The organism is Saccharothrix sp. ST-888 (assembly GCF_000955975.1).
Lineage (GTDB): Bacteria > Actinomycetota > Actinomycetes > Streptomycetales > Streptomycetaceae > Kitasatospora.
On record NZ_JYJF01000011.1, the window covers coordinates 73,888 to 95,042 of the forward strand.

General features: G+C 71.9%; 17 protein-coding genes. 7 read left to right on the forward strand and 10 right to left on the reverse strand.

What is annotated here, in order from left to right; genetic code table 11:
* The first annotated feature begins 177 nt into the window (after nucleotides 1-177).
* The 3 genes from UK12_RS07065 (at nucleotide 178) to UK12_RS07075 (ending at nucleotide 6,027) form a co-directional block, all read left to right on the forward strand.
* Entirely contained in the window at nucleotides 178-1,455 is a 1,278-nt protein-coding gene (locus tag UK12_RS07065; protein ID WP_045300753.1) for a lipoprotein, read from the forward strand.
* Between the two features lie 715 nt (nucleotides 1,456-2,170).
* Entirely contained in the window at nucleotides 2,171-4,003 is a 1,833-nt protein-coding gene (locus UK12_RS07070; protein WP_082119387.1) for a glycosyltransferase family 2 protein, read from the forward strand.
* A 77-nt stretch (nucleotides 4,004-4,080) separates the two neighbouring features.
* Nucleotides 4,081-6,027 carry a kelch motif-containing protein gene (locus UK12_RS07075; protein WP_045300755.1) on the forward strand — a complete coding sequence of 649 codons (1,947 nt, stop codon included), beginning with the start codon at nucleotides 4,081-4,083 and terminating at the stop codon, nucleotides 6,025-6,027.
* A 26-nt stretch (nucleotides 6,028-6,053) separates the two neighbouring features.
* On the opposite strand, the gene UK12_RS07080 is transcribed toward UK12_RS07075, so the two are convergent.
* From UK12_RS07080 to UK12_RS07090, 3 genes are all read right to left on the reverse strand, one after another.
* Nucleotides 6,054-7,055, reverse strand: a complete 1,002-nt coding sequence (locus UK12_RS07080; protein WP_269431994.1) for a glycoside hydrolase family 6 protein — start codon at nucleotides 7,053-7,055, stop codon at nucleotides 6,054-6,056.
* A gap of 114 nt (nucleotides 7,056-7,169) precedes the next feature.
* Entirely contained in the window at nucleotides 7,170-7,883 is a 714-nt protein-coding gene (locus UK12_RS07085) for a uracil-DNA glycosylase (RefSeq protein ID WP_082119388.1), read from the reverse strand.
* A 202-nt stretch (nucleotides 7,884-8,085) separates the two neighbouring features.
* A complete protein-coding gene (locus UK12_RS07090) occupies nucleotides 8,086-8,826 on the reverse strand; it encodes an HAD-IIA family hydrolase (protein WP_197084628.1) in 741 nt (246 codons plus the stop codon).
* Between the two features lie 470 nt (nucleotides 8,827-9,296).
* On the opposite strand from UK12_RS07090, the gene UK12_RS07095 reads away from it, so the two are divergent.
* The 4 genes from UK12_RS07095 to UK12_RS07110 all read left to right on the forward strand — a co-directional run bounded on the left by UK12_RS07095 (nucleotide 9,297) and on the right by UK12_RS07110 (nucleotide 12,870).
* Nucleotides 9,297-10,343 carry a lytic polysaccharide monooxygenase auxiliary activity family 9 protein gene (locus tag UK12_RS07095; protein WP_045300761.1) on the forward strand — a complete coding sequence of 349 codons (1,047 nt, stop codon included), beginning with the start codon at nucleotides 9,297-9,299 and terminating at the stop codon, nucleotides 10,341-10,343.
* A gap of 205 nt (nucleotides 10,344-10,548) precedes the next feature.
* Entirely contained in the window at nucleotides 10,549-11,613 is a 1,065-nt protein-coding gene (locus UK12_RS07100; RefSeq protein ID WP_045300763.1) for a Gfo/Idh/MocA family oxidoreductase, read from the forward strand.
* Nucleotides 11,614-11,786: 173 nt separating this feature from the next.
* A complete protein-coding gene (locus UK12_RS07105) occupies nucleotides 11,787-12,080 on the forward strand; it encodes a DUF6412 domain-containing protein (protein ID WP_197084625.1) in 294 nt (97 codons plus the stop codon).
* Between the two features lie 97 nt (nucleotides 12,081-12,177).
* Nucleotides 12,178-12,870, forward strand: coding sequence for a YidC/Oxa1 family membrane protein insertase (locus tag UK12_RS07110; RefSeq protein ID WP_045300768.1), 693 nt, complete (start codon nucleotides 12,178-12,180; stop codon nucleotides 12,868-12,870).
* Here the strand turns inward: UK12_RS07110 and UK12_RS07115 are convergent.
* The 7 genes from UK12_RS07115 to UK12_RS07145 form a co-directional block, all read right to left on the reverse strand.
* Complete coding sequence (locus tag UK12_RS07115) at nucleotides 12,840-13,883, reverse strand: adenosine deaminase (RefSeq protein ID WP_082119389.1); 1,044 nt, start codon at nucleotides 13,881-13,883, stop codon at nucleotides 12,840-12,842. The genes UK12_RS07110 and UK12_RS07115 overlap by 31 nt on opposite strands.
* A 36-nt stretch (nucleotides 13,884-13,919) precedes the next feature.
* Nucleotides 13,920-15,131: a DUF445 domain-containing protein gene (locus tag UK12_RS07120; RefSeq protein WP_156178585.1), complete on the reverse strand. Its 1,212-nt coding sequence runs from the start codon at nucleotides 15,129-15,131 to the stop codon at nucleotides 13,920-13,922.
* 233 nt (nucleotides 15,132-15,364) lie between these two features.
* Nucleotides 15,365-16,654 (reverse strand): nucleotide sugar dehydrogenase, encoded by a 1,290-nt coding sequence (locus UK12_RS07125; RefSeq protein WP_045300770.1) that lies wholly within the window; start codon nucleotides 16,652-16,654, stop codon nucleotides 15,365-15,367.
* Between the two features lie 5 nt (nucleotides 16,655-16,659).
* Entirely contained in the window at nucleotides 16,660-17,982 is a 1,323-nt protein-coding gene (locus UK12_RS07130; RefSeq protein WP_156178583.1) for a glycosyltransferase family 2 protein, read from the reverse strand.
* 124 nt (nucleotides 17,983-18,106) lie between these two features.
* Nucleotides 18,107-19,066 carry an ABC transporter ATP-binding protein gene (locus UK12_RS39465; protein ID WP_045300772.1) on the reverse strand — a complete coding sequence of 320 codons (960 nt, stop codon included), beginning with the start codon at nucleotides 19,064-19,066 and terminating at the stop codon, nucleotides 18,107-18,109.
* A gap of 24 nt (nucleotides 19,067-19,090) precedes the next feature.
* The gene (locus UK12_RS39470; RefSeq protein ID WP_045300774.1) at nucleotides 19,091-19,924 is read right to left on the reverse strand and encodes an ABC transporter permease; all 834 of its coding nucleotides are present in this window, start codon (nucleotides 19,922-19,924) and stop codon (nucleotides 19,091-19,093) included.
* A gap of 22 nt (nucleotides 19,925-19,946) precedes the next feature.
* A complete protein-coding gene (locus tag UK12_RS07145; protein WP_082119391.1) occupies nucleotides 19,947-20,885 on the reverse strand; it encodes an ABC transporter permease in 939 nt (312 codons plus the stop codon).
* Nucleotides 20,886-21,155 lie beyond the last annotated feature (270 nt).

Here is a 21,155-nt window from a genome sequence, read left to right on the forward strand (position 1 = left end):
ATCCGGGCAGCCTCTGCGTGATGGCCAGTAGTGGGTGGGGCCCTTGGATGGCGGTCTGCACCCATGACATCCTGAAGAGGCAATAGTCAGCAATGTCCGTTTTCTCCTGGACGTCCGGATGCCCCTGCGGCCTCCGGACGTTTTCTGGGCGTCGGACGCCAACCGGCAGGGGAGACCATGAGTAGCATCTCGCGCAGGACCATGCTGAGCGCCACCGCCGCCACCGCGGCCCTGGGAGCCGTGACGGCCTGTTCGAGTGGCGGGAGCTCCACTTCCGGAGCGAAGGGCTCGGGCGACGGTGCTGCCACCGGCGGCAGCAGCAAGCCGGGCACTCCTGCGGTCAAGGGCACGCCGATCGGGGACGGGTCGACCTCCGACACCGGGGCCCAGCCCAACCAGCCGAAGCCGGAGAAGCTCAAGCCGGGTGAGCGCCCGCCGCAGTTCGTGGTCTTCTCATGGGACGGCGCCGGCGGCACCGACGACGGCCAGTTCCCCCGGTTCCTCAAGCTGGCCGAGCAGTACAAGGCCACCATGACCTTCTTCCTCTCCGGCATCTACGCACTGCCGAAGAGCAAGTCGAGCCTCTACCACCCGCCGAAGCACTCGGTCGGGGCCTCCGACATCCCGTACCTGTCGGACGGGGCGGTGAAGAGCACCTTGAAGCTGGTCAGCCAGGCGTGGCTGGCCGGGCACGAGATCGGTACGCACTTCAACGGGCACTTCTGCTCGACCCGGTCGGACGGCAACGGGGTCAACAAGTGGACCTCCGAGGACTGGCAGAGCGAGATCGACCAGGCCGTCTCCTTCGTGACCCAGTGGCGCACCAACACCGGCTTCACCGACGTCGATCCGCTGCCCTTCGACTACAAGAAGGAGCTGATCGGCGGCCGCACCCCCTGCCTGGAGGGCCAGAAGGCGCTGCTGCCGACCGCCGCCAAGCTGGGCTGGAAGTACGACGCCAGTTCGCCCGGCGGCCTGCAGATCTGGCCGCAGAAGGTCCAGGACGGGAAGATATGGGACTTCCCGCTCCAGGGCATACCCTTCCCCGGGCACAACTTCCAGGTGCTGTCGATGGACTACAACATCCTGGCCAACCAGTCCGGCGGCAGCACCAAGGGCGACCCGGGCAAGTACGACGAGTGGCGCAGCCAGGCCAAGGACGCGTACGTGGCCGGCTTCAACCGCGCGTACACCACCAACCGGGCGCCCTTCTTCGTCGGCAACCACTTCGAGCAGTGGAACGGCGGCATCTACATGGACGCCGTCGAGGAGACCCTCAAGGAGATCGCGGGCAAGCCGGAGGTCAGGCTGGTCTCCTTCCGCCAGCTGGTGGAGTGGCTGGAGGTCCAGGACGAGTCCACCCTGCGGAAGTTGCGGACTCTGGGCGTCGGCAAGGAGCCCTCGGGCGGCTGGGAGAGCTTCCTGGGCGCAGCCGGGTCGAGCACCGCAGGCTGACCTCGTCGGGCCCGCGGCGCCACGCCTCACCCCACTCGCGCACTGCGCGCTCGGCCGGCAGTCGGCCCGCCACAGCTGCCGCGCCGTCCGCACCGGTCAGGATCGAGTAGTGGCCGGTGCCGGGTGCCGGGTACCGGTGAGACCGACACCCGGGTCGGGTCGAGTGCCACGTCCTCGATCCGACCCGGGTCGGATCGGCTCCGAGGTACGTCCTGCAACCCCCGCTCGGCCCGGAGCAGTTCGACCCTGGCCAATCCGCCGCCGTCGCCCCGGCCGTCGTTCCTGTGCCTCGCAATCGAACTCACGTGCACGAGCCAATAGCATCGACCGGCCGTCGAACGCACCGATTCCGCCAGATCTTCACCCCCTGGGATCGGTCACCCTGAGATCGGTTGCGATCACCCTTGGCGCTGAGGAGAGTTGGCAGGCAGTCACGAGCCTGCCGTCACCTTCACATCCAGACTCCGGCGATGAACCGATCCGCCGGAACCCGTGAACCGGGCCAAGGCATCCGGAAGCCGGGCTTCCGGCGGGGACGGCATGCTCGGCTGAAGCAGTCATGGTCCGGAAACTGTCATGACTCCGACGGTTCATCAGACCGTGCTTCGTCCTGGAGACCGCAGATCCAGGAGGCGAGTCCGGGGGGACTTGCCGCACCGAGTTCAGGGGCAGCAACAGAGCCGCAGAACCGTGGCTCTCGGGGGGAGTTACCGTCATGCCGAAGACCGAGGCGTACCCGCAACCGCGGATACCGGCGCAGGCCCACGCACAGCCGCACCACCAGCCCCGGCAGGACCACCAGGAGTACCCGGAGCGCCGCTCCTCGGGCACGCCCGGCCGCATCGAAGCGCCGTACGACTACGAGCACTTCAGCCGGCTCGCCGGTCCGCTGACCGACCCGGCCGCCGAGACGCCGTACCGGGTCCGGTACCGCAGCCTGCTGCACGAGGAGCCGCACCGGATCCGCGCCGCGCTGCTGCTGATCGCGGCACCCGTGGTCGAGGCGACCCTGCTGATCTGGCTGCTGCTGCCGGGGCACTGGCCGGTACGGCCGGGCGAGACCCACCTGTGGCTGCTGGTCGCCGACAAGGTGATGATCGGGATCGTCGCCGTGATCGAGGTCTTCCGGCTGCTGAACGTGATCTCGAATGCGCACGCCACGCTGGTCGCCCGCGATCCGATCCCGGTAACTCCGCAGACCGGCACCAGAGTTGCGTTCATCACCACCTGCGTTCCCGGCAAGGAGCCGCCGGAGATGGTCCGGGCGACGCTGACGGCCGCGCTCGCCGTCCGGCACGACGGCCCGTACGACGTCTGGCTGCTGGACGAAGGCGACACTCCCGAAATGCGGCAGCTCTGCGCGGAGTTGGGCGTGCACCACTTCACCCGCCACGGTGTCGGCCGGTGGAACCAGCCCAGGGGCAGCTACCGCGAGCGCACCAAGCACGGCAACTACAACAGCTGGCTGCAGGCCCACGGTGAGGACTACGACTACTGGGTCTCGGTGGACACCGACCACGTCCCGCTGCCCGAATTCTGCGAGCGGATGCTCGGCTACTTCCGCGACCCGGACGTCGCGTTCGTGGTCGGCCCGCAGGTGTACGGGAACTACGGCAGTTCGCCGTCGGCCGTCACCAGGTTCTCCGAGAGCCAGCAGTTCCTCTTCCACGCCCTGATCCAGCGGGCGGGCAACCGGTACGGCGCCCCGATGTTCGTCGGTACCAACAACGCCGTGCGGATCAAGGCGCTGCAGTCCATCGGCGGGCTCTACGACTCGATCACCGAGGACATGGCGACCGGCCTGGAGTTCCACCGCCGCCGCAACCCCGCCACCGGCGCGACGTGGAGGTCGGTCTACACCCCGGACGTGCTGGCGGTCGGCGAAGGACCGTCCTCCTGGACGGACTTCTTCTCCCAGCAGCTGCGCTGGAGCCGGGGCACCTACGAGACGATCCTCACCCAGTACTGGCGGGCCGCCTGGCGGCTGTCACCCGGCCGGCTGCTCAACTACACGCTGATGGTGTGCTTCTACCCGATGGCGGCGCTCACCTGGCTGCTCGGCGGGATCTCCAGCGTGCTCTACCTCGGCTTCGGGGCGTCCGGCGTGCACGTCTCCTCCCAGATCTGGATGATGCTCTACAGCGACGCCGCCGCCCTCCAGGTCCTGCTCTACACCTGGAACCGCAAGCACAACGTCAGCCCGCACGAACCGGCCGGGTCCTCCGGGGTCGCCGGGATGGTGATGTCCGCGCTCTGCGGGCCGATCTACGCGGCCTCGCTGCTCCAGGCCCTCGTGCGCCGCAGGAGCCGGTTCGTGGTGACCCCGAAGGGCGACTCGGCCAGTCCCGACCGGCCCGCCACCTTCCGCATCCACCTGTTCTGGGTGCTGCTCTTCGGCGGCTCCATCGCCGCCTCCTTCGTCACCGGCCACGACCACGTCGCCATGCGGACCTGGGCCTGCATCGCACTGCTCTTCAGCCTGCTGCCGATGCTCATCCGGGCGTACGACGTACTGCGCCGGCGCAGCGGCGCCCGCAGCAGCTCCTGAGGCACGGCCCGCAGCAGCCGCACCACTGCACCACCCACACCAGCAGTCCAGTCCAGCAGCACTGGGGGGGACCAGTCATGAAGATCCGCCACACCGGCGGCCGGACCAAGCGCTACGCGCTGGGCAGCACCGTCGCGCTCGTCGTCGCGAGCATGAACGCACCGGCCGTCCTCGGCTTCGCCGGGGACCAGTACCACCACTACGTCATCAACCAGCCCGGCTACAAGGCCGAGTACGGCCACTGGCAGACCCTCGACCTGCCGACCAGGTTCCGGGTCAACGCGATCCACGCGACCCTGCTGCGCACCGGGAAGATCCTGATCGTCGCGGGCTCCGGCAACGACCAGAAGGCCTTCGACGCCGACACCTTCAAGACCCTGCTCTGGGACCCGGTGAAGAACACCTACAAGCTGATACCCACCCCGGTCGACATGTTCTGCGGCGGGCACACCTCGCTGCCCGACGGCCGGGTCCTGGTGGCCGGCGGCACGCTGCGCTACGAACAGCTGGACGGCGCGGTCAAGAAGGCCGCAGGCACCATGCGGGTGCGCAACGAGAACCCGGACGCCCCGCGCACCTTCCCCAAGGGGACCGTCTTCACCGGTCCGGACGGCCGCGAGTACGCCTCCACCGCCGAGGTGACCGTCCCCGCCGCCACCAAGACGACCGACCGGGCCGACGGCCGGGACAGGGTGACCGTCACCGCCGGTGAGCGGCAGGTCTTCGTCGAGGCGGTCGCCGAGGGCGGCTCGTACGTCGACCAGAACCCGGCCCAGTACCGGATCAAGGGCCTCACCGGCGTCGACGCTCACAACCTCTACGGCATGGGCAGCAAGATGACCCTGGACAAGCAGGACTTCCAAGGCATCAGGAACGCCTACGAGTTCAACCCGGACACCGAGCTCTACGAGCAGGTCCCGGACATGGCGTACGCGCGCTGGTACCCGACCCTCACCGGGCTGGGCGACGGCAGGGTGGTCACGGTGTCCGGTCTCGACGACACCGGCCAGATCCTCAGCGGCAACGACAACGAGCTGTACGACCCGGCGACCCGCACCTGGTCCAAGGCCCCGGACCGGTACTTCCCGACCTATCCGTCGCTCTTCCTGACCGCGTCCGGCAAGCTCTTCTACTCCGGCTCCAACGCGGGCTACGGCCCGGCCGACAAGGGGCGCACCCCCGGCCTGTGGGACCTCGCGAACAACAGCTTCCAGACCGTCGACGGCCTGCGCGACCCGGACCGGCTGGAGACCTCGTCCTCCGTACTGCTGCCGCCCGCGCAGGCGCAGAAGGTGATGGTGCTGGGCGGCGGCGGGGTCGGCGAGTCCCCGGCCTCCACCGCCAGGACCGGTATCACCGACCTGACGGTGCCCCAGCCCCGCTTCACCCCCGGCCCCGACCTGCCGGCCGGTGGCACCCGGTACCTCAACAGCGTGATCCTGCCGGACGACACCGTCTTCACCACCGGTGGCTCCAGTGACTACCGGGGCAAACACCGCAGCGACCTGCTGAAGGCCCAGACGTACCACCCCGACAGCAACAGCTTCAGCACCGCCGCCGAGCCGACCGTCGGCCGGGACTACCACTCCGAGGCACTGCTGCTGCCCGACGGCCGGGTGGTCGTGCTCGGCTCCAACCCGCTCTTCGCCGACAAGGCCGACACCCAGTCGGCCGACTTCGAGCAGCGGATCGAGATCTACTCCCCCTCGTACCTCTTCCACGGCGACCGCCCCGAGATCACCGCCGCCCCCGGCCGGGCGAGCCTCGGCAGCGCCATCACCGTGGCCACCCCGTCCCCGGACCGGATCGCCACCGCCAAGCTGATCCGGCCGAGTTCGGTCACCCACGCCACCGATGTCGAGCAGCGCTCGGTCGCGCTGGACATCACCGCGCGCAGCGGTACCGGCATGACCTTCGCACTGCCGCGCAACGCCAACCTGCTGCCGCCGGGCTGGTACATGCTCTTCGCCACCGACCGGAACGGGACGCCCTCGGTGGCCCGCTGGATCCAGATCACCGGCTGAGCCCGGGGGCGGGCGGGGGTCGGCGGTCAGCCGCGGGCCAGGCCCAGGGCGTACGGGAGCCAGAAATCCCCCGCCTTGGGCTCGCCCCGGCCGCAGTCGCCGTCGGACTCCCCGGGGTTCTTGATCCAGAGGTAGGCGTCCGCCCCCGGCCGTCCGGTCGCGGTGGTCGGGGTCTCCCCTAGGGCCCGGCCGGACGGGTTGCACCAGTCGCGGTCCCCGAGCGGGCCGTTGCCGTTGCGGCTGGTGTCGATCACATAGTGCTTGCCGTCGAGCAGTCCGGACAGCCGGTCGCCGTACGCCGAACTCTGGTCGGTGGTGTAGAAGTTGGAGACGTTGACGGAGAATCCGTCGGCCTCCGCGATCCCGGCGGCGCGCAGCGCGCCGGCCAGCCGGTCCAGGTCCTTGAGCCAGCCCGCGTTGCCCGCGTCGAGGTAGACCCGCACCTTGGGCTGCTTCTTCAACTCCCGCACCGCGTACATCAGCAGTCCGTAGCGTTCGGCGGCGGCCGCCGCGGTGACCCCGCAGCTGTCCAGGGTGTGCGCGACGGCGTCCGGTTCCAGGATCACCCAGGCGGCGCGGTCGGCCAGCCCGGCGGCGAGCTGGTCGATCCAGGCCCGGTACGCGGTCGCGTCGGCAGCGCCGCCGGCCGAGAACCGGCCGCAGTCGCGGTGCGGTATGTCATAGGCGACGATCAGCGCGGTCCGGCCCGCCGCGGCGGCCCGGACGGTGAGGTCCTCGGCCTTGGCGCGGGCGTCCTGGCCGCCCAGCCAGAGCGCGGACGGCTGGTCGGCGATCCGGGTCAGGGTCCTGGCCTCCGACCCCGTCGTCCTCGCCAGCTCCCGGGCGGCGGAGGTCTGGTCGGAGACGTAGAAGGACTGCCCCGGCTGCTGCGCGGGCAACCCGGCCCGCCCTTGGGCCGATGGCGGTTTCGAGCCCCCCGATGCCGCACCGCCGCACCCGGCCACCGCACCCACCGACAGTGCGGCCAGCGCGGCCGCCGTCATCACTCGCCACCCCAGGCGCCCCACGACTGACCCTCCCCACCCTCACGGTCGGCACCAGCTTCGCACAGCCGGCGCCGACCGGAGCGGCAACGCCAACAAGTCCGCGGCAGTGGGGCGTTGGGGTGTAAGGCGGCAGCGTCAGACGGACGCGAGGTCCGGCACCCGCCAGTCGATCGGCTCCGAACCGAAGCCCGCCAGCGCCTCGTTGATCTGCGAGAACGGACGGCTGCCGAAGAACAGCTTGGCCGACAGCGGCGACGGGTGCGCCCCCTGCACCACCACGTGGCGCGAGGTGTCGATCAGCGGCAGCTTCTTCTTGGCGTAGTTGCCCCAGAGCACGAAGACGCAGGGCTCCGCACGGTCGCTGACCGCCTTGATCACCGCGTCGGTGAACTTCTCCCAGCCCTTGCCCTTGTGCGAGTTGGCCTCGTGGGCGCGGACCGTCAGCACCGCGTTGAGCAGCAGCACGCCCTGCTCGGCCCAGTGCATCAGATAGCCGTTGTCCGGCGCCGGGACGCCGAGGTCGGCGTTCAGCTCCTTGAAGATGTTCCGCAGCGAGGGCGGGGTCTTGGTGCCGGGCAGCACCGAGAAGCTCATGCCGTGCGCCTGGCCGTCGTCGTGGTACGGGTCCTGACCGAGCACCAGCACCCGGACGTTCCGGTACGGCGTGGCCGCCAGCGCCGAGAACTCCTGCCCGCTCGGCGGGAAGACCTGGTGCTCGGCCCGCTGCGCCGCCACAAAGGCGGACAGCTCGGCGAAGTACGGCTTCTCCAACTCCCCCGCCAGCGCTTCGCGCCAGGACTCCGGCACCTCGAACTCCGTGCCCACGGCCACCTCAGCCAGCTCCGTCACGACTCAACCTCCCACCGGGCCAAGGGCAGCACTCGGCTGCGCGCCCTGACCGGACGTCCACTTCCACCGAGAACGCTACACAGCCCCACCGACAGCCGACGGCGCCAGGCCGTCCGGGGAAGGGGCCGCACTGCCCCCGCCCCGAACCCCGCTGCTGCCCCTGCCCCATCCCCGCCGCTGTCGGCTTCCGCTTCCCCGGGAGCTAGACCAGCTCGATCAGGTCCGCGATCGACTTGACCACCCGGCCCGGCCGGTACGGGTAGCGCTCGACGTCCGCCGCGTCGGTGAGTCCGGTGAGCACCAGGATGGTCTCCATACCGGCCTCCATGCCCGCCACGATGTCGGTGTCCATCCGGTCGCCGATCATCACGGCGGACTCGGAGTGCGCACCGGCGGTGTTCAGCGCCTCGCGCATCATCAGCGGGTTGGGCTTGCCGACGAAGTACGGCTCGACACCGGTCGCCTTGGTTATCAGCGCCGCGACCGAGCCGGTGGCCGGGAGGACGCCCTCGGTGGAGGGCCCGGTCTCGTCCGGGTTGGTGCAGATGAACCTGGCGCCCGCGTTGATCAGCCGGATCGCCTTGGTCAGCGCCTCGAAGCTGTAGGTGCGGGTCTCGCCGAGCACCACGTAGTCCGGGTTGTTGTCGGTCAGCACGTAGCCGGCCTGGTAGAGCGCGGTGGTGAGACCGGCCTCACCGATGACGTACGCCGTGCCGCCGGGGCGCTGGCCCTTGAGGAACTTCGCGGTCGCCAGCGCGGAGGTCCAGATGCACTCCTCCGGCACCTCCAGGCCCATCCCGGCCAGGCGGGCGCTGAGGTCCCGCGGGGTGTAGATCGAGTTGTTGGTCAGCACCAGGAACGGCTTGCCCGACTCCCGCAGGCGGCGGAGGAACTCCTCCGCGCCCGGGATCGGCGTGCCCTCGTGGATGAGGACGCCGTCCATGTCGGTCAGCCAGGACTCGATGGGCTTGCGGTCTGCCACGTGCGTGTCTCCAGAGATCGTGCGGTGGTCGTCCGGGCGGCATCCGGCCCGGACGGAACTGCGGACCCCGCCGCCGGGCACAACCGGGCGGTCGGGGGTGCTACTGGCTGCCCCAACGACTCCAGCCTAATCCGCACGCATGCCCGAAGACAGCACGTCCCGGCCACCGGACTCCCGCTGTGCACCGGCCGTACCCGAAGCCTTCATCCACGCCGCCCGGGACGCCACTGCCTCAGCCGCTGCCACAGCCGCTGCCTCAACGGAGGCTTAAGCCGCCCCTAAGCAAGCCGAGTTGGCGTCAACTGCCCCACCCGGCACGGATAGCGTGCCGGAAGAGCGATCCCCCACCGCTCGAACACCACCCGAGGTGTCTCCCGACCGAGCGCACCGAGCACGTAGTCCCGTCCCACCCGAAGGAGCGTTCCCCCACCATGTCTGCCCGCCGCACCACCACCGTCGGCGCCCTGGCGCTGGCCGGCTGCGCCCTGGCCGGCGCCCTCGGCTCCGGCACCGCGTACGCGCACGGCTCGATGCAGAACCCGCTCAGCCGGGTCGAAGGCTGCTACCTGGAAGGTCCCGAGGCGCCGAAGTCGGATGCCTGCAAGGCCGCCATCGCCCTCGGCGGGACCCAGGCCATGTACGACTGGAACGGCATCCGGATCGGCAACGCCGCCGGGCAGCACCGGCAGCTGATCCCGGACGGCCGCCTGTGCAGCGCCAACAACACCGAGTTCGCGGGCCTCGACCTGCCGCGCACCGACTGGCCCGCCACCAACCTCACCTCGGGCGCCGACTTCACCTTCCGGTTCCGCGCCACGGCGCCGCACCGGGGCACCTTCCAGCTGTTCATCACCAACGGCACCTACAACCCGGCCCAGCCGCTGAGCTGGTCCAACCTGGAGTCCACGCCGTTCCTGACGATCACCGACCCGCAGCTGGTGGACGGCCAGTACGTGCTGCCCGGCAAGATCCCGGCGGGGAAGACCGGCCGTCAGCTGATCTACGCGATCTGGCAGCGCTCGGACAGCCCGGAGGCGTTCTACTCCTGCTCGGACGTGGTCTTCGACGGCACCGGCCACACGGCGGGCACGGCGGCCGTACCGGCCTCCGACAGCGGCGTGAAGCATGTGCACGACGCCGCGGGCCCGGCACAGCAGGCGCCGGCGGCTCCCCGGGCCGGCTCGGTCAAGGCCGACTCGGTCAGCGCAGGCGCGGTCAAGGCGGGTGCGGGCAACGCCGCCCCGGCCGCCGCAGCAGTCGCCGCTCCGGCCGCTGTTCCGGCCGCCGCCCCCGTACAGGCCGCCGCACCGGCCCCGGCCCAGGCCGCAGTCCAGCCTGCCGCCGCACAGCTCGCCCAGACCGGTACCGGCCGCGCGACCGGCATGATGGTCGCCGTCGGGGCCTCCTTCCTGCTCGCCGGTGGCACGGTCGTCCACCTCAACCGCCGCCGCCGCGCCACCGGAGCGCACGTCCGCTGAACCACCCGCGCCGAACCGCCCGGACTGAACCACCCGGACTGAAGCGGTGGTTCACCCTCGGCCCCCGGGTACCGGCCGCGCCCGCGATCCCCCCTCCCCGGCGCACCCGGTACCCGGGCCCACCCGCTCCGCCGGTCCACAGGCTGTGCCCCGCCCCGGGCGCGGCCGTGTCCGTGGACCGGCGGCCGCGTGATTGAGTAGGGGCATGAGCAGCACGTCCCGCCCCCCGTTCCGCGTCGGTCTGGTCGGCTACGGCCTGGCCGGCTCCGCCTTCCACGCCCCGCTGATCGCCGCGACCCCCGGCCTCCGGCTGGACGCGGTGGTCACCGCCAACCCCGAGCGCCGGGCGCAGCTGCACCGCGAACACCCCGGCGCCCGCCCGCTGGACACGCCCGAGCAGCTGCTCGCCGAGGCGCTCGACCTGGTGGTGATCGCCTCCCCCAACCGCACCCATGTCCCGCTCGCCCGGGCCGCCCTGGACGCCGGTCTGCCGACCGTGGTGGACAAGCCGCTGGCGGCCACCGCCGCCGAGGCGAGCGAGCTCTGCGAGCTGTCGGCCAGGACCGGGGTGCTGCTCTCGGTGTTCCAGAACCGCCGCTGGGACGGCGACTTCCTGACCGCGCGCCGGCTGGTGGAGTCGGGTGCGCTGGGCCGGGTGCACCGCTTCGAGTCCCGCTTCGAGCGGTTCCGCCCGAAGCCCAAGGCGGGCTGGCGCGAACTGGCCGACCCGGCCGAGGTCGGCGGCACGCTGTACGACCTGGGCAGCCACCTGGTGGACCAGGCGCTCACGCTGTTCGGCCCGGTGGAGACCGTGTACGCCGAGGTCGACGTCCGACGGGACGGCGCGGTGGTGGACGACGACGCCTTCCTCGCCCTGACCCACGCCGGCGGCGTCCGCTCGCACCTGTGGACCAGCGCGCTGGCGCCGCTGGCCGGCCCGCGCCTGCGGGTGCTCGGCGACTCGGCCGGGTACGTGAAGTCCGGCATGGACCCGCAGGAGGGCGACCTGCGCGCGGGCCGCCGCCCGGACGACGGCGGAGCCTGGGGCGCGGACAACCCGGCCGCGTACGGCACCCTCGGCACCGACGAGTCCCCCTCGCGGATCCCCACCGACCCGGGCGACTACCCCGCCTACTACGCCGGTGTCGCCGCCTCCCTGGCCGACGGCACCCCGCCACCGGTCGACCCCCGGGACGCCGTCGCCACCCTCGCCGTCCTGGAGGCCGCCCGGGCCTCCGCCGCCACCGGCTCGGTGGTCCGGCTCCCGTAGCCGTCTGCGAACAGCCGTCCGCGAACGGCCTTCCGAGAACAGCCCTCCGGCGAATCCGGTCGGGGGGCTCCGCCCAGGAGCAGGGGAACCGCTCGCGCAGTCCCTCGCTCCTGCGGGATCGCGTCGCGTACGATCGCCGCTGAGTGTCCGTTCACCGTCCGAGGAGGTCCGCAGTGCCGTTCGTCGCCGTACTGCTCGGCCTGCTCCGGGTGTTGACCGGTGAGCTGCTGGCCGGGTCTACCGGTCTGACGGCCGTGGCCGCCGCCGCGACCCTGGTGCTGTTGGCCGGTGTCGCCGCAGGTGTGCTGGCCACCGGGCGCCGGCTCGGGGCGCGCGCCCCGGCGATCGTCCGGTCCGGGGCGCTGCGCAGGCGCGCGTTCCGGACCGCCTTCCTTCCGCAGCGTGATCCGGACGCCCGGGGCCGACGCCGCCCCAGGGCGCCGGGCGCGGCCCTGGCGGCCGCGTAACTCCCGCTCCCTCCTGGAGCGTTGACCCGCCAAGGCCCTGCGCGGCCGCCCTCCGCCGACCTCTCATCCCACGAGACCCCGGAGGGCTCGCTCCCCCATGTCCGTTTTCGCCTTGCTCGACCCTGCCGTACGGCTGGCCCACGATGCCGTCTCGGCGCTCGCCGCCGTGCTGCCGACCGCGCTCGCGATCGTCCTCTTCACCGTCTGTGTGCGGCTGGCGCTGCACCCGCTCGCCCGCGCCGCAGCGCGCGGCCAGAAGGCCCAGGCGCGGCTCGCCCCGAAGGTCGCCGAGCTGCGGCGCAGGCACGCCAAGCAGCCGGAGAAGCTGCAGGCCGCGCTGACCGAGCTGTACCGCGAGGAGAAGGCGTCGCCGTTCGCGGGCTGCCTGCCGGTACTGGCGCAGGCCCCGTTCTTCTCGGTGATGTACCGGTTGTTCACCAAGCCCAACGACCTGCTGCAGCACACCGTGTCCGGTGTTCCGCTCGGGCTGCACGTGAACGCCGCGCACGGCCAGGGCCAGTTGCTGGTCTTCGGCCTGCTGTACCTGGCCCTGGCCGCCGTCGGCTTCCTGTCGTTCCGCAATGCCCGCCGGGCGGTGGCGGACCCGACGGCGCCCGGTGCGGCGCTGATGCCGTATCTCTCGTTCGGCACCGTGCTGTTCGCCGCGCTGGTACCGCTCGCGGCGGGGATCTACCTGCTCACCACCACCGCGTGGAGCGTCGCCGAGCGCGCCTGGCTGCACCGGGACAGCCGTCCGGTTCAGCCCCTGGCGGTCCAGCCCGCGAGGTAGCTGTCGATCTCGCCGGTCAGCCTGGCCTTGCCGCTCTCGTCCAGGAAGGACGCCTCGACGGCGTTCCTGGCGAGGGCGGCGACCCCGGTCTCGTCGAGGTCGAGCAGGCGGGCGGCGACGGCGTACTCGGTGTTGAGGTCGGTGCCGAACATCGGCGGGTCGTCACTGTTGACCGTGACGACCAGGCCGGCGTCGACCATCTGCCTGATCGGGTGCTCCTCGATCCGCTCGACGGCCCGGGTGGCGATGTTGGAGGTCGGGCAGACCTCCAGCGGGATGCGGTGCTCGCCGAGGTAGTCCAGCAGGGCCGGGTCCTTGACCGCCTGGGTGCCGTGGCCGATCCGCTCGGCGCCGAGGACCCGGATCGCGTCCCAGACCGTCTCGGGCCCGGTGGTCTCACCGGCGTGCGGGACGCTGTGCAGACCGGCCGCCCGGGCCCGGTCGAAGTACGGCTTGAACTGCGGGCGCGGCACACCGATCTCCGGACCGCCGAGGCCGAAGCTGACCAGGCCCGCGGGGGCCAGGTCGACGGCCATCCGGGCGGTCTCCTCGGCGCTCGGCAGACCGGCCTCGCCGGGGATGTCGAAGCACCAGCGCAGCACGATGCCCAGGTCGCGCTCGGCCGAGATCCTGGCGTCCTCGATCGCCTCCATGAAGGCGACGTCCGGGATGCCCCGGTTGGTCGAGGAGTACGGGGTGACGGTCAGCTCGGCGTAGCGGATCTGCTGGCGGGCCATGTCCTCGGCGACGCCGTACGTCAGCGCGCGGACGTCCTCGGCGTCCTTGATCAGGTCGACCACGCTCAGGTAGACCTCGACGAAGTGCGCGAAGTCGGTGAAGGTGAAGTACTCGGCGAGGGCCGCCGGGTCGGTCGGCACCCGGCTCTTCCCCGCGTGCCGGGCGGCCAGCTCCGCGACCACCCGGGGCGAGGCCGAACCGACGTGGTGCACGTGCAGTTCCGCCTTCGGCATCCCCGCGATGAACGCCTCGATACCGCTCTTGCCCTCGCTCACCGGACACTTCCCTTCGGATTGATTCGATCCTGCATGCTAACCGCCGAGCGCCACCGCCACGGTGTGGATCAGCAGTCCGGCCAGCGCACCGACCACGGTGCCGTTGATCCTGATGAACTGGAGGTCCCGTCCGACGTTGGCCTCGATCTTGCGCGAGGCGTCGTCCGCGTCCCAGCCGGCGACGGTCTCCGAGATCAGCGAGGTGATCTCGGTCCGGTAGGTCTGCACCACGTACTGGGCGGCGTCCTGGAGCCAGCCGTCGGTCTTGGCCTGGAGCCGCCGGTCGGTGGCGAGGCGCCGGCCGAACGAGCGCAGCCCGGCCGCTATCCGGCGGCGCAGCTCGCTCTGCTCGTCCTCGGCGGCGGTCAGCACCAGCGTGCGGACGGCCGACCAGGAGGAGGCGATCAGGTCCTGCACCTCGGGGCGGGCCAGCAGGTCGGCCTTGGCCCGCTCGACCCGGGCGATGGTCGCGGGGTCGTGCTGGAGCTCGGTGGCGAAGTCGGCGAGGAAGTTGTCGATCGCGCCCCGGGCGGGGTGCTGCCGGTCGTCCCGGATGTCGGTGACGAAGCGCATCAGCTCCTTGTAGACCCGCTCGCCGACCTGCTGGTCGATGAACCTGGGCGTCCAGCCCGGCGTGCGCTGGGTGACCCGCTGCACGACCTCTTCGTGATGCTCGGTCAGCCAGTCGTGTGCGCGGACCGCGACCAGATCCACCACGCCCCGGTGGCCGCCGTCCGCGACCACCCTGCCGAGCAGGCGTCCGGCCGGTTCCGCGACCGAGCTGGCGGCGGCGCGCCTGGTCACGGCCTCGGCGACGACCGCCTGGACGTCGTCGTCGCGCAGCACGGCGAGGACGCCGCGCAGGGCGGCCGCCGTCTCCCGGGTGACCCGCTCGGCACTGCCCGGGGCGGCCAGCCACTCGCCGAGCCGCCGGGCGATCCCGATCGCGGCCAGCCGCTCGCGGACCACCGGTCCGGACAGGAAGTTGTCGCCGACGAAGTCGCCCAGCGACTTGCCGAAGGCGTCCTTCTTGGTCGGGATGATCGCGGTGTGCGGGATCGGCAGTCCGAACGGGCGGCGGAACAGCGCGGTGACGGCGAACCAGTCCGCCAGGGCGCCGACCATGCCGGCCTCGGCAGCCGCCGCGACGTACCCGGCCCACGCACCGGCCCCCGCCGCCCCGGCCCAGGTCGCCAGGCCGAACACCACCGTCGCGAAGGCCAGCAGGCCGGTCGCGATCGTCTTCATCCGCCGGACTCCCCGGCGTTTCTCCTCGTCGGCCGCGGTGAAGCTGACCCCGGAGGCCGTCCTGACCCTCTCTTCGACGCTCACCCGGACAGTCTGCCCCGCACGCCCCCGCGCCGGGCCCTCCACCCCGCCGAGTCCGGGTCAACCCGGGGTGACCCCGTACGGGCAGCGCCCCAGGGGTGGCGCCGCGGCTCGCGACGGACGCGTACCCATGCTGCCCGCAGGACCCTCGGTCAGCCTCCGCCGCCGAGGACGATGCGGCGGACACCGTCCCACCGGGACGGGTCGGTCACCCGGCGGCCGTCCAGCAGGACCCGGATGCCCGGGAGGTCCGCGGCGGACAGCTCGCGGTACTCGGGGTGGTCCGCCTGCACCACCACGGCGGCCACCGGCTCGTCCCGGTACAGCGGCAGTCCGAGCGCGGTCAGCTCCGCCGCCGTGTAGAGCGGGTCGCTGACGTACGGCACGGCCCCGGCCGCCCGCAGGGCCTCGACCAGCGGGAAGACCCCGGAGTACGCGGTCTCCTTCACCCCGCCCCGGTACGCCGCACCGAGCACCCGCACCCCGACCCCGGCCAGCGGCCCGAGCGCGCCCTCCAGCAGCCCGACCGCGTACCCGGGCACGGTCTCGTTGGCCTCCCGGGCGACCCGGACGACGCTCGCGTGCGGGTCGTTCCACAGGTAGAGCCTCGGATAGACCGGGATGCAGTGGCCGCCGACCGCGATGCCGGGGCGGTGCAGGTGGCTGTACGGCTGCGAGTTGCACGCCTCGATCACTTCCGCGAGGTCGACCCCGCAGCGGTCGGCGAAGCGCGCGAACTGGTTCACCAGGGCGATGTTGACGTCCCGGTAGGTGGTCTCGGCGAGCTTGGAGAACTCGGCCGCCTCCACCGAGTCGAGCGCCCAGACGCCGTTGCCGCGTGCCAGGTCGGGGCGCGGATCGAAGTCGAGCACCGCCTGGTAGAACTCGACGCCCTGCCGGGTGGAGCGGGCGTCCAGGCCGCCGACCAGCTTGGGGTAGCGGCGCAGGTCGGCGAAGACCCGTCCGGTGCGCACCCGTTCGGGACTGAACACCAGGCCGAAGTCGCGCCCGGCCGCCAGTTGCGAACCGGCCGCCAGGCGCGGCGCCCAGCGGCCCCGGGTGCTGCCGACCGGCAGGGTGGTCTCGTAGCTGACCAGGGTGCCCCGGCGCAGCCCGGCCGCGACTGCGTCGGTGGCGGCGTCCAGCAGCGAGAAGTCCGGGGTGCCGTCGGCGGCGGTGACGAGAGGGACCACGATCACCACGGCCTGGGCCGTGGCGACGGCCGCCGCCGTGTCGGTGGTGGCGGTCAGCCGCCCGTCGGCCACCGAGTGCTTGAGGCGATCGGCGAGTTCGGCCTCCCGGGGGAACGGCGGCCGGCCGTCGTTGACCGTTCGCACCACCTCGGGGGAGATGTCCGCGCCGATGACCCGGTGGCCCTTCCCCGCGTACTGCACTGCCAGCGGCAGGCCGATCTTGCCCAACCCGACCACGCAGATGTCCATACCGCTCACCCCTCGTCCGCTCGCGCGCCCGCCGGCGCACCGACCCACCCACCGGCCGCCGCGCCCGCGCCCGCATCCGTTCGCACGCCCGCTCGCGCCGGCGGCCTTCGCCGAACCAGCCGGCCCAGTCGGCGCCGCAGTGCCTTCCGCGCCCTCGGCGGCAGCCGCCGCATGACCTGCCGCCGCAGTCCGACCAGCCACCCGCCGTCGGGACCGGCCTGGCCCAGGGCGAACAGCTGGTCCGGAAGGCCCAGTCGACGACTGCGGAAGAGGGGGTACCCGGCGTACTCACGACCGCGCCGGCGGACCGGCGGCGGGGTGCCGTTGGCGAGCTCGTAGTCGATCACGCCGCGCAGGGCGGCGAGTTCACCGCGCCGGGCGAGGGCCAGTCGCAGCCGGTCGCCGACCGGCAGTCGGGCGAGCAGCTCGGGTGTGCAGAAGTCGTCCAGCAGCCCGGCGATGCCCGCGCAGACCTGCCGCTGAAGTCCGTGGTCCAGGTGCAGGAAGTCCGCCTGGAGCAACTGCGGTACCTCCCAGCCGAAATGGCGGCTGCGAATGGCGTCCCGCGCGGGCCCGGGGTCGGTGAGGCGTTCGACCACCTCCTGGATCGCCCGGACGCCGCGCAGCCGGTCCAGCGGACCGGCGCGGTGGGTGACGTTGCTGCGGTCCTGGCGCAGGACCAGGTGGTAGTAGTCGTAGTCGGCGAGGACGGAGACCCGCTCGGCGCGCAGCAGGGCTTCCAGCGTGAACGGCTGGTCGCTGTGGACGAGGAGGTCCTCCAGCCTGCTCAGGCCGTGGCGTTGCAGCAGGTCGCGACGGAACAGCTTGGTGTCGGCGAGCGCCCAGGCGAGCGCGGAGTCGGTGAAGCTGACCTCGCGGGCGGTGCGGTCGAAGACGCCCTGCGGGACCAGCCGGCCGTTCTCGCCGACCTGTTTGGGCACCAGGACCTCGGACTCCCAGCGGTCGGCGGCCGCGACCATGCGTTCCAGCGCCTCGGCCCCGAGCCAGTCGTCGGCGCCGAGGTAGAGCACGTAGCGTCCGGTGGCCTCGGCCGTCCCCCGGTTGGTGGGGTGGGCCGGGCCACCGGAGTTGGCCTGGTGCCTGACCTTGAAGAGGCCGGGGTGCCGGGTCGCGTAGCGGTCGAGTTCCGCGCCGCTGCCGTCGGTGGAGCCGTCGTCGACGGCGACGATCTCCATCCGCCGGTGGCCGATGCTCTGGCCGACCAGCGAGTCCAGGCAGGCGGTGAGGTACGGCATGGTGTTGTAGACCGCGATCACCACGCTGACGTCGGGCGGTTGCGGCGGCTGCGCAGTCCCTCGGGAGGTCACTGCCTCTCGTGAAGTCACAAGGGGGTCAACGCCGTTGCCCGCCCCGGGGTCACTGCCCCGTCACCCCGATGGCCCAGGGCGGATCGTTTTGCCGACGCCTCCGAGGGCGGTCCACCGGGGAGGTTCAGCCGATGGCCACCTCCGCGTACATCCGGGCGATGACGTCCTCGATGGCGGGTTCGCGGACCGAGAGGTCGACGAGCGGGTAGCGGTCGGCGACGGCGGCGACGATCGGGGCGGCGCTCTCCTCGGCGGGGAAGGCCAGCCACTGGCGCGGGCCTTCGACCCTGACCACCCGGGCCCCGGCGACCTCGATCGCGGGCCCGGCCTCGGCGAGGTCGACCACCAGGGTGCGCTCGCTCTGCCCGGCGGCGTGGAGGCCGTCCAGGCTGCCGTCGTAGACCACCCGGCCGTGGTCGATCACCATCACCCGGCCGCACAGCTGCTCGATGTCGACCAGGTCGTGGGTGGTGAGCAGCACGGTGGTGCCCTGGTCGGTGTTGACCTCGCGCAGGAACTCCCGGACCCGGGCCTTGCTGACCACGTCGAGCCCGATGGTCGGCTCGTCCAGGTAGAGCACCTGGGGGTCGTGCAGCAGCGCGGCCGCGAGATCGCCGCGCATCCGCTGGCCGAGCGAGAGCTGGCGTACCGGGGTGTCCAACAGCCCGCCCAGGTCGAGCAGTTCGACGCAGCGGTCGAGGTTGGCCCGGTAGCGGGCGTCGGGGATGCGGTAGATCCGCCGCGCCAGTTCGTACGAGTCGCGCAGGGGCAGGTCCCACCAGAGGGTGGTGCGTTGACCGAAGACCACGCCGATCCGGCGGGCCAGCCTGGCCCGTTCGCGGGCGGGGTCGACTCCGGCGACCCGCAGGCGTCCGCTGCTGGGGACCAGGATGCCGGTGAGCATCTTGATGGTGGTCGACTTGCCGGCGCCGTTCGGGCCGATGTATCCGACGCACTCGCCGGCATCGATACCGAAGGTGAGCCCGTCCACGGCGTGCACCTCGCGCTTCTCCCGGCGCAGCCGCCCGGCCTTGGTGCGGATGGTGAAGCTGCGCCGGACGTCCTGCAGTTCGATCAGAGTCATGGTCGCTCTCCTGTCAGAGGTGGGTCAGTTGCCGGTGCCCCGGTACGCGCGCAGCCCGGCCCGCCAGGCCGCGGCGGCGGCGAGGACGCAGAGGGCGGCGGCGATCGGGGAGGCGTACTGGAAGGCGGTGGGCAGGCCGAGCGGGTCGGGCCGGTCGAGGATGCGCAGTGCGGGCAGCCAGTTGACGAAGGCCAGCGGCACGCCGAAGACGACCCCGGCCACCAGTTCCTTGGCGAAGATGGTGGGCGGGTAGTGGATCAGCGTGGCGCCGCCGTAGGTGAGGGAGTTCTGGAGCTCCCTGGCCTCGCCCCACCAGAACTGCAGGGTGGCGCCGCCGATGTAGATGGCGCTGAAGATCACGGTGCCGCAGACCAGCAGCAGCGGTACGAGCAGCAGCCGGTCGGCGGTCCAGTGCACCGGCAGCACGGTGAGCGACCAGACGAGGACGGCGACGGCCTGGAGCGGGCGGCCGAGGCGGCGCAACGAGAAGCGCTCGGCGCAGAGTTGGGCGAGTGCGGGGGCGGGCCGGATCAGCATGGTGTCGAGGGTCCCGGTGCGGATCCGGTCCCCGAGAGCGTCCACGCTGCCGACGAACAGGTTGGCCAGCCCCAGGCAGAGCCCCGACGTCCCGTACAGGAAGCCGAGTTCGGCCAGCGACCAGCCGCCGAGGCGGTCGGTGTGCTGGAACATCAGCAGCAGCACGACGAAGTCCAGCGAGGTCGCGGCGAGGCTGGCGGCGAGCATCAGGAAGAAGGAGGCCCGGTAGGCCATGGTGGCGCGGGTCCACATGGCGGCGACCAGCCACCAGGAGCGCAGCGCCCAGCGCGCCTTGGCCGACCGTGTCTCATCGGCGATCATCCGCCCTTCTGTTGCGAGGAGTTCAGCCACCCTGGACCACCACCTTGCGGGTTGCGAGCAGCTGGGCGGCGCGTCCTGCGGCGAGCAGCAGGACCGCCCAGAGGAGCTGGAAGCCGAGCCCGGTGAGCACGGCGAAGCCGGAGCGGCGCTCCAGCAGGATGTCGGTGGGGATCTGGATCAGCGCCGCCCAGGGCAGCACATGGGCGAGTTCGCCGAGCCAGCCGGGGAAGAGTCCGATCGGCAGCAGCATTCCGGAGAAGAACATCGCGACCACCAGCATCACCGCCCGGATGCCCTCGGAGTCGTGCAGCCAGAAGCCGGTGAGCGAGACCAGGAAGCGCAGTCCGAAGCTGACCACCACGGCGAGCAGGACGGCGAGCAGGAAGACCGCCCAGACCAGCGGATCGGCGGGCAGGGTGAGCGAGAAGGCCAGCGCGCCCGCGAGGGTGGGCAGCACACCCCGGGCGAACAGGTGGAAGGCGGCCCGGCCGAGGTCGGTGGCCAGCCACCAGCCCTGGAAGTCCACCGGGCGGTAGAGGTCGATGGCGATGTCCCCGGTGCGGAACCGCTCCTGGACCTCGTCCTGGAAGCCGCCGCCCCAGACCGCGACGGTGACCAGCAGCGACTGGCTGATCCAGATGTAGGTGACGGCCTGGACGCTGTCGTAGCCGCCGAGTCCCGGCCTGGCCTGCCAGAGGGCGAGGAAGGTGTAGGCGAGGATGAAGCCGAAGACGGTGTTGGTGACGGCGCCCGCGACGGTGGCGGCACGATAGGTGGAGTAGCGGCGGAACGCGCCCTGGGCGATGGCCAGGTAGAGCCGTCCGGCCTGTCGCCGTCCGGCATCCTGCCGCCCGATGTCCTGCCGCCCGGCGCCCTCGGGCCGACCGTCCGGGCCCGGCTCTCCGCGCTCCGGCCTGAGCTGTGCGGAGGTGTCCGCGGCGGCTTCCACAGAGGTATCCATATTGTCTCCTTGTCGACTTTTTGTGGCGCGGTACTCGGCGGCCCCCCGACATGCACAAGCGCAGCGGCGATCGGCTCCGACCGGCGGACCCCGGGGGTGGCGGGGCGCGGGCGGAGCTGCGGCTGACGAGGTGCGCTATGTGGTTGTCACCTTTCACCGTAGCGCCGCCGGTCACCCGGCGCAGCCGCTTTTACCGGCACGCGAGCCCCTGGGGGCGCGAAGAGCCGACCCGTACGCCGATTCGCCGGAAAAAACATCTGATTACGCGTC

Bases quoted from the DNA above. Each gene is read 5' to 3' on its own strand.
- UK12_RS07065 (WP_045300753.1), top strand. From the start codon at position 178: ATGAGTAGCATCTCGCGCAGGACCATGCTGAGCGCCACCGCCGCCACC.
- UK12_RS07070 (WP_082119387.1), top strand. From the start codon at position 2,171: ATGCCGAAGACCGAGGCGTACCCGCAACCGCGGATACCGGCGCAGGCC.
- UK12_RS07075 (WP_045300755.1), top strand. From the start codon at position 4,081: ATGAAGATCCGCCACACCGGCGGCCGGACCAAGCGCTACGCGCTGGGC.
- UK12_RS07090 (WP_197084628.1), bottom strand. From the start codon at position 8,826: ATGGACGGCGTCCTCATCCACGAGGGCACGCCGATCCCGGGCGCGGAG.
- UK12_RS07095 (WP_045300761.1), top strand. From the start codon at position 9,297: ATGTCTGCCCGCCGCACCACCACCGTCGGCGCCCTGGCGCTGGCCGGC.
- UK12_RS07100 (WP_045300763.1), top strand. From the start codon at position 10,549: ATGAGCAGCACGTCCCGCCCCCCGTTCCGCGTCGGTCTGGTCGGCTAC.
- UK12_RS07110 (WP_045300768.1), top strand. From the start codon at position 12,178: ATGTCCGTTTTCGCCTTGCTCGACCCTGCCGTACGGCTGGCCCACGAT.
- UK12_RS07120 (WP_156178585.1), bottom strand. From the start codon at position 15,131: ATGAAGACGATCGCGACCGGCCTGCTGGCCTTCGCGACGGTGGTGTTC.
- UK12_RS07125 (WP_045300770.1), bottom strand. From the start codon at position 16,654: ATGGACATCTGCGTGGTCGGGTTGGGCAAGATCGGCCTGCCGCTGGCA.
- UK12_RS39465 (WP_045300772.1), bottom strand. From the start codon at position 19,066: ATGACTCTGATCGAACTGCAGGACGTCCGGCGCAGCTTCACCATCCGC.
- UK12_RS39470 (WP_045300774.1), bottom strand. From the start codon at position 19,924: ATGATCGCCGATGAGACACGGTCGGCCAAGGCGCGCTGGGCGCTGCGC.
- UK12_RS07145 (WP_082119391.1), bottom strand. From the start codon at position 20,885: ATGGATACCTCTGTGGAAGCCGCCGCGGACACCTCCGCACAGCTCAGG.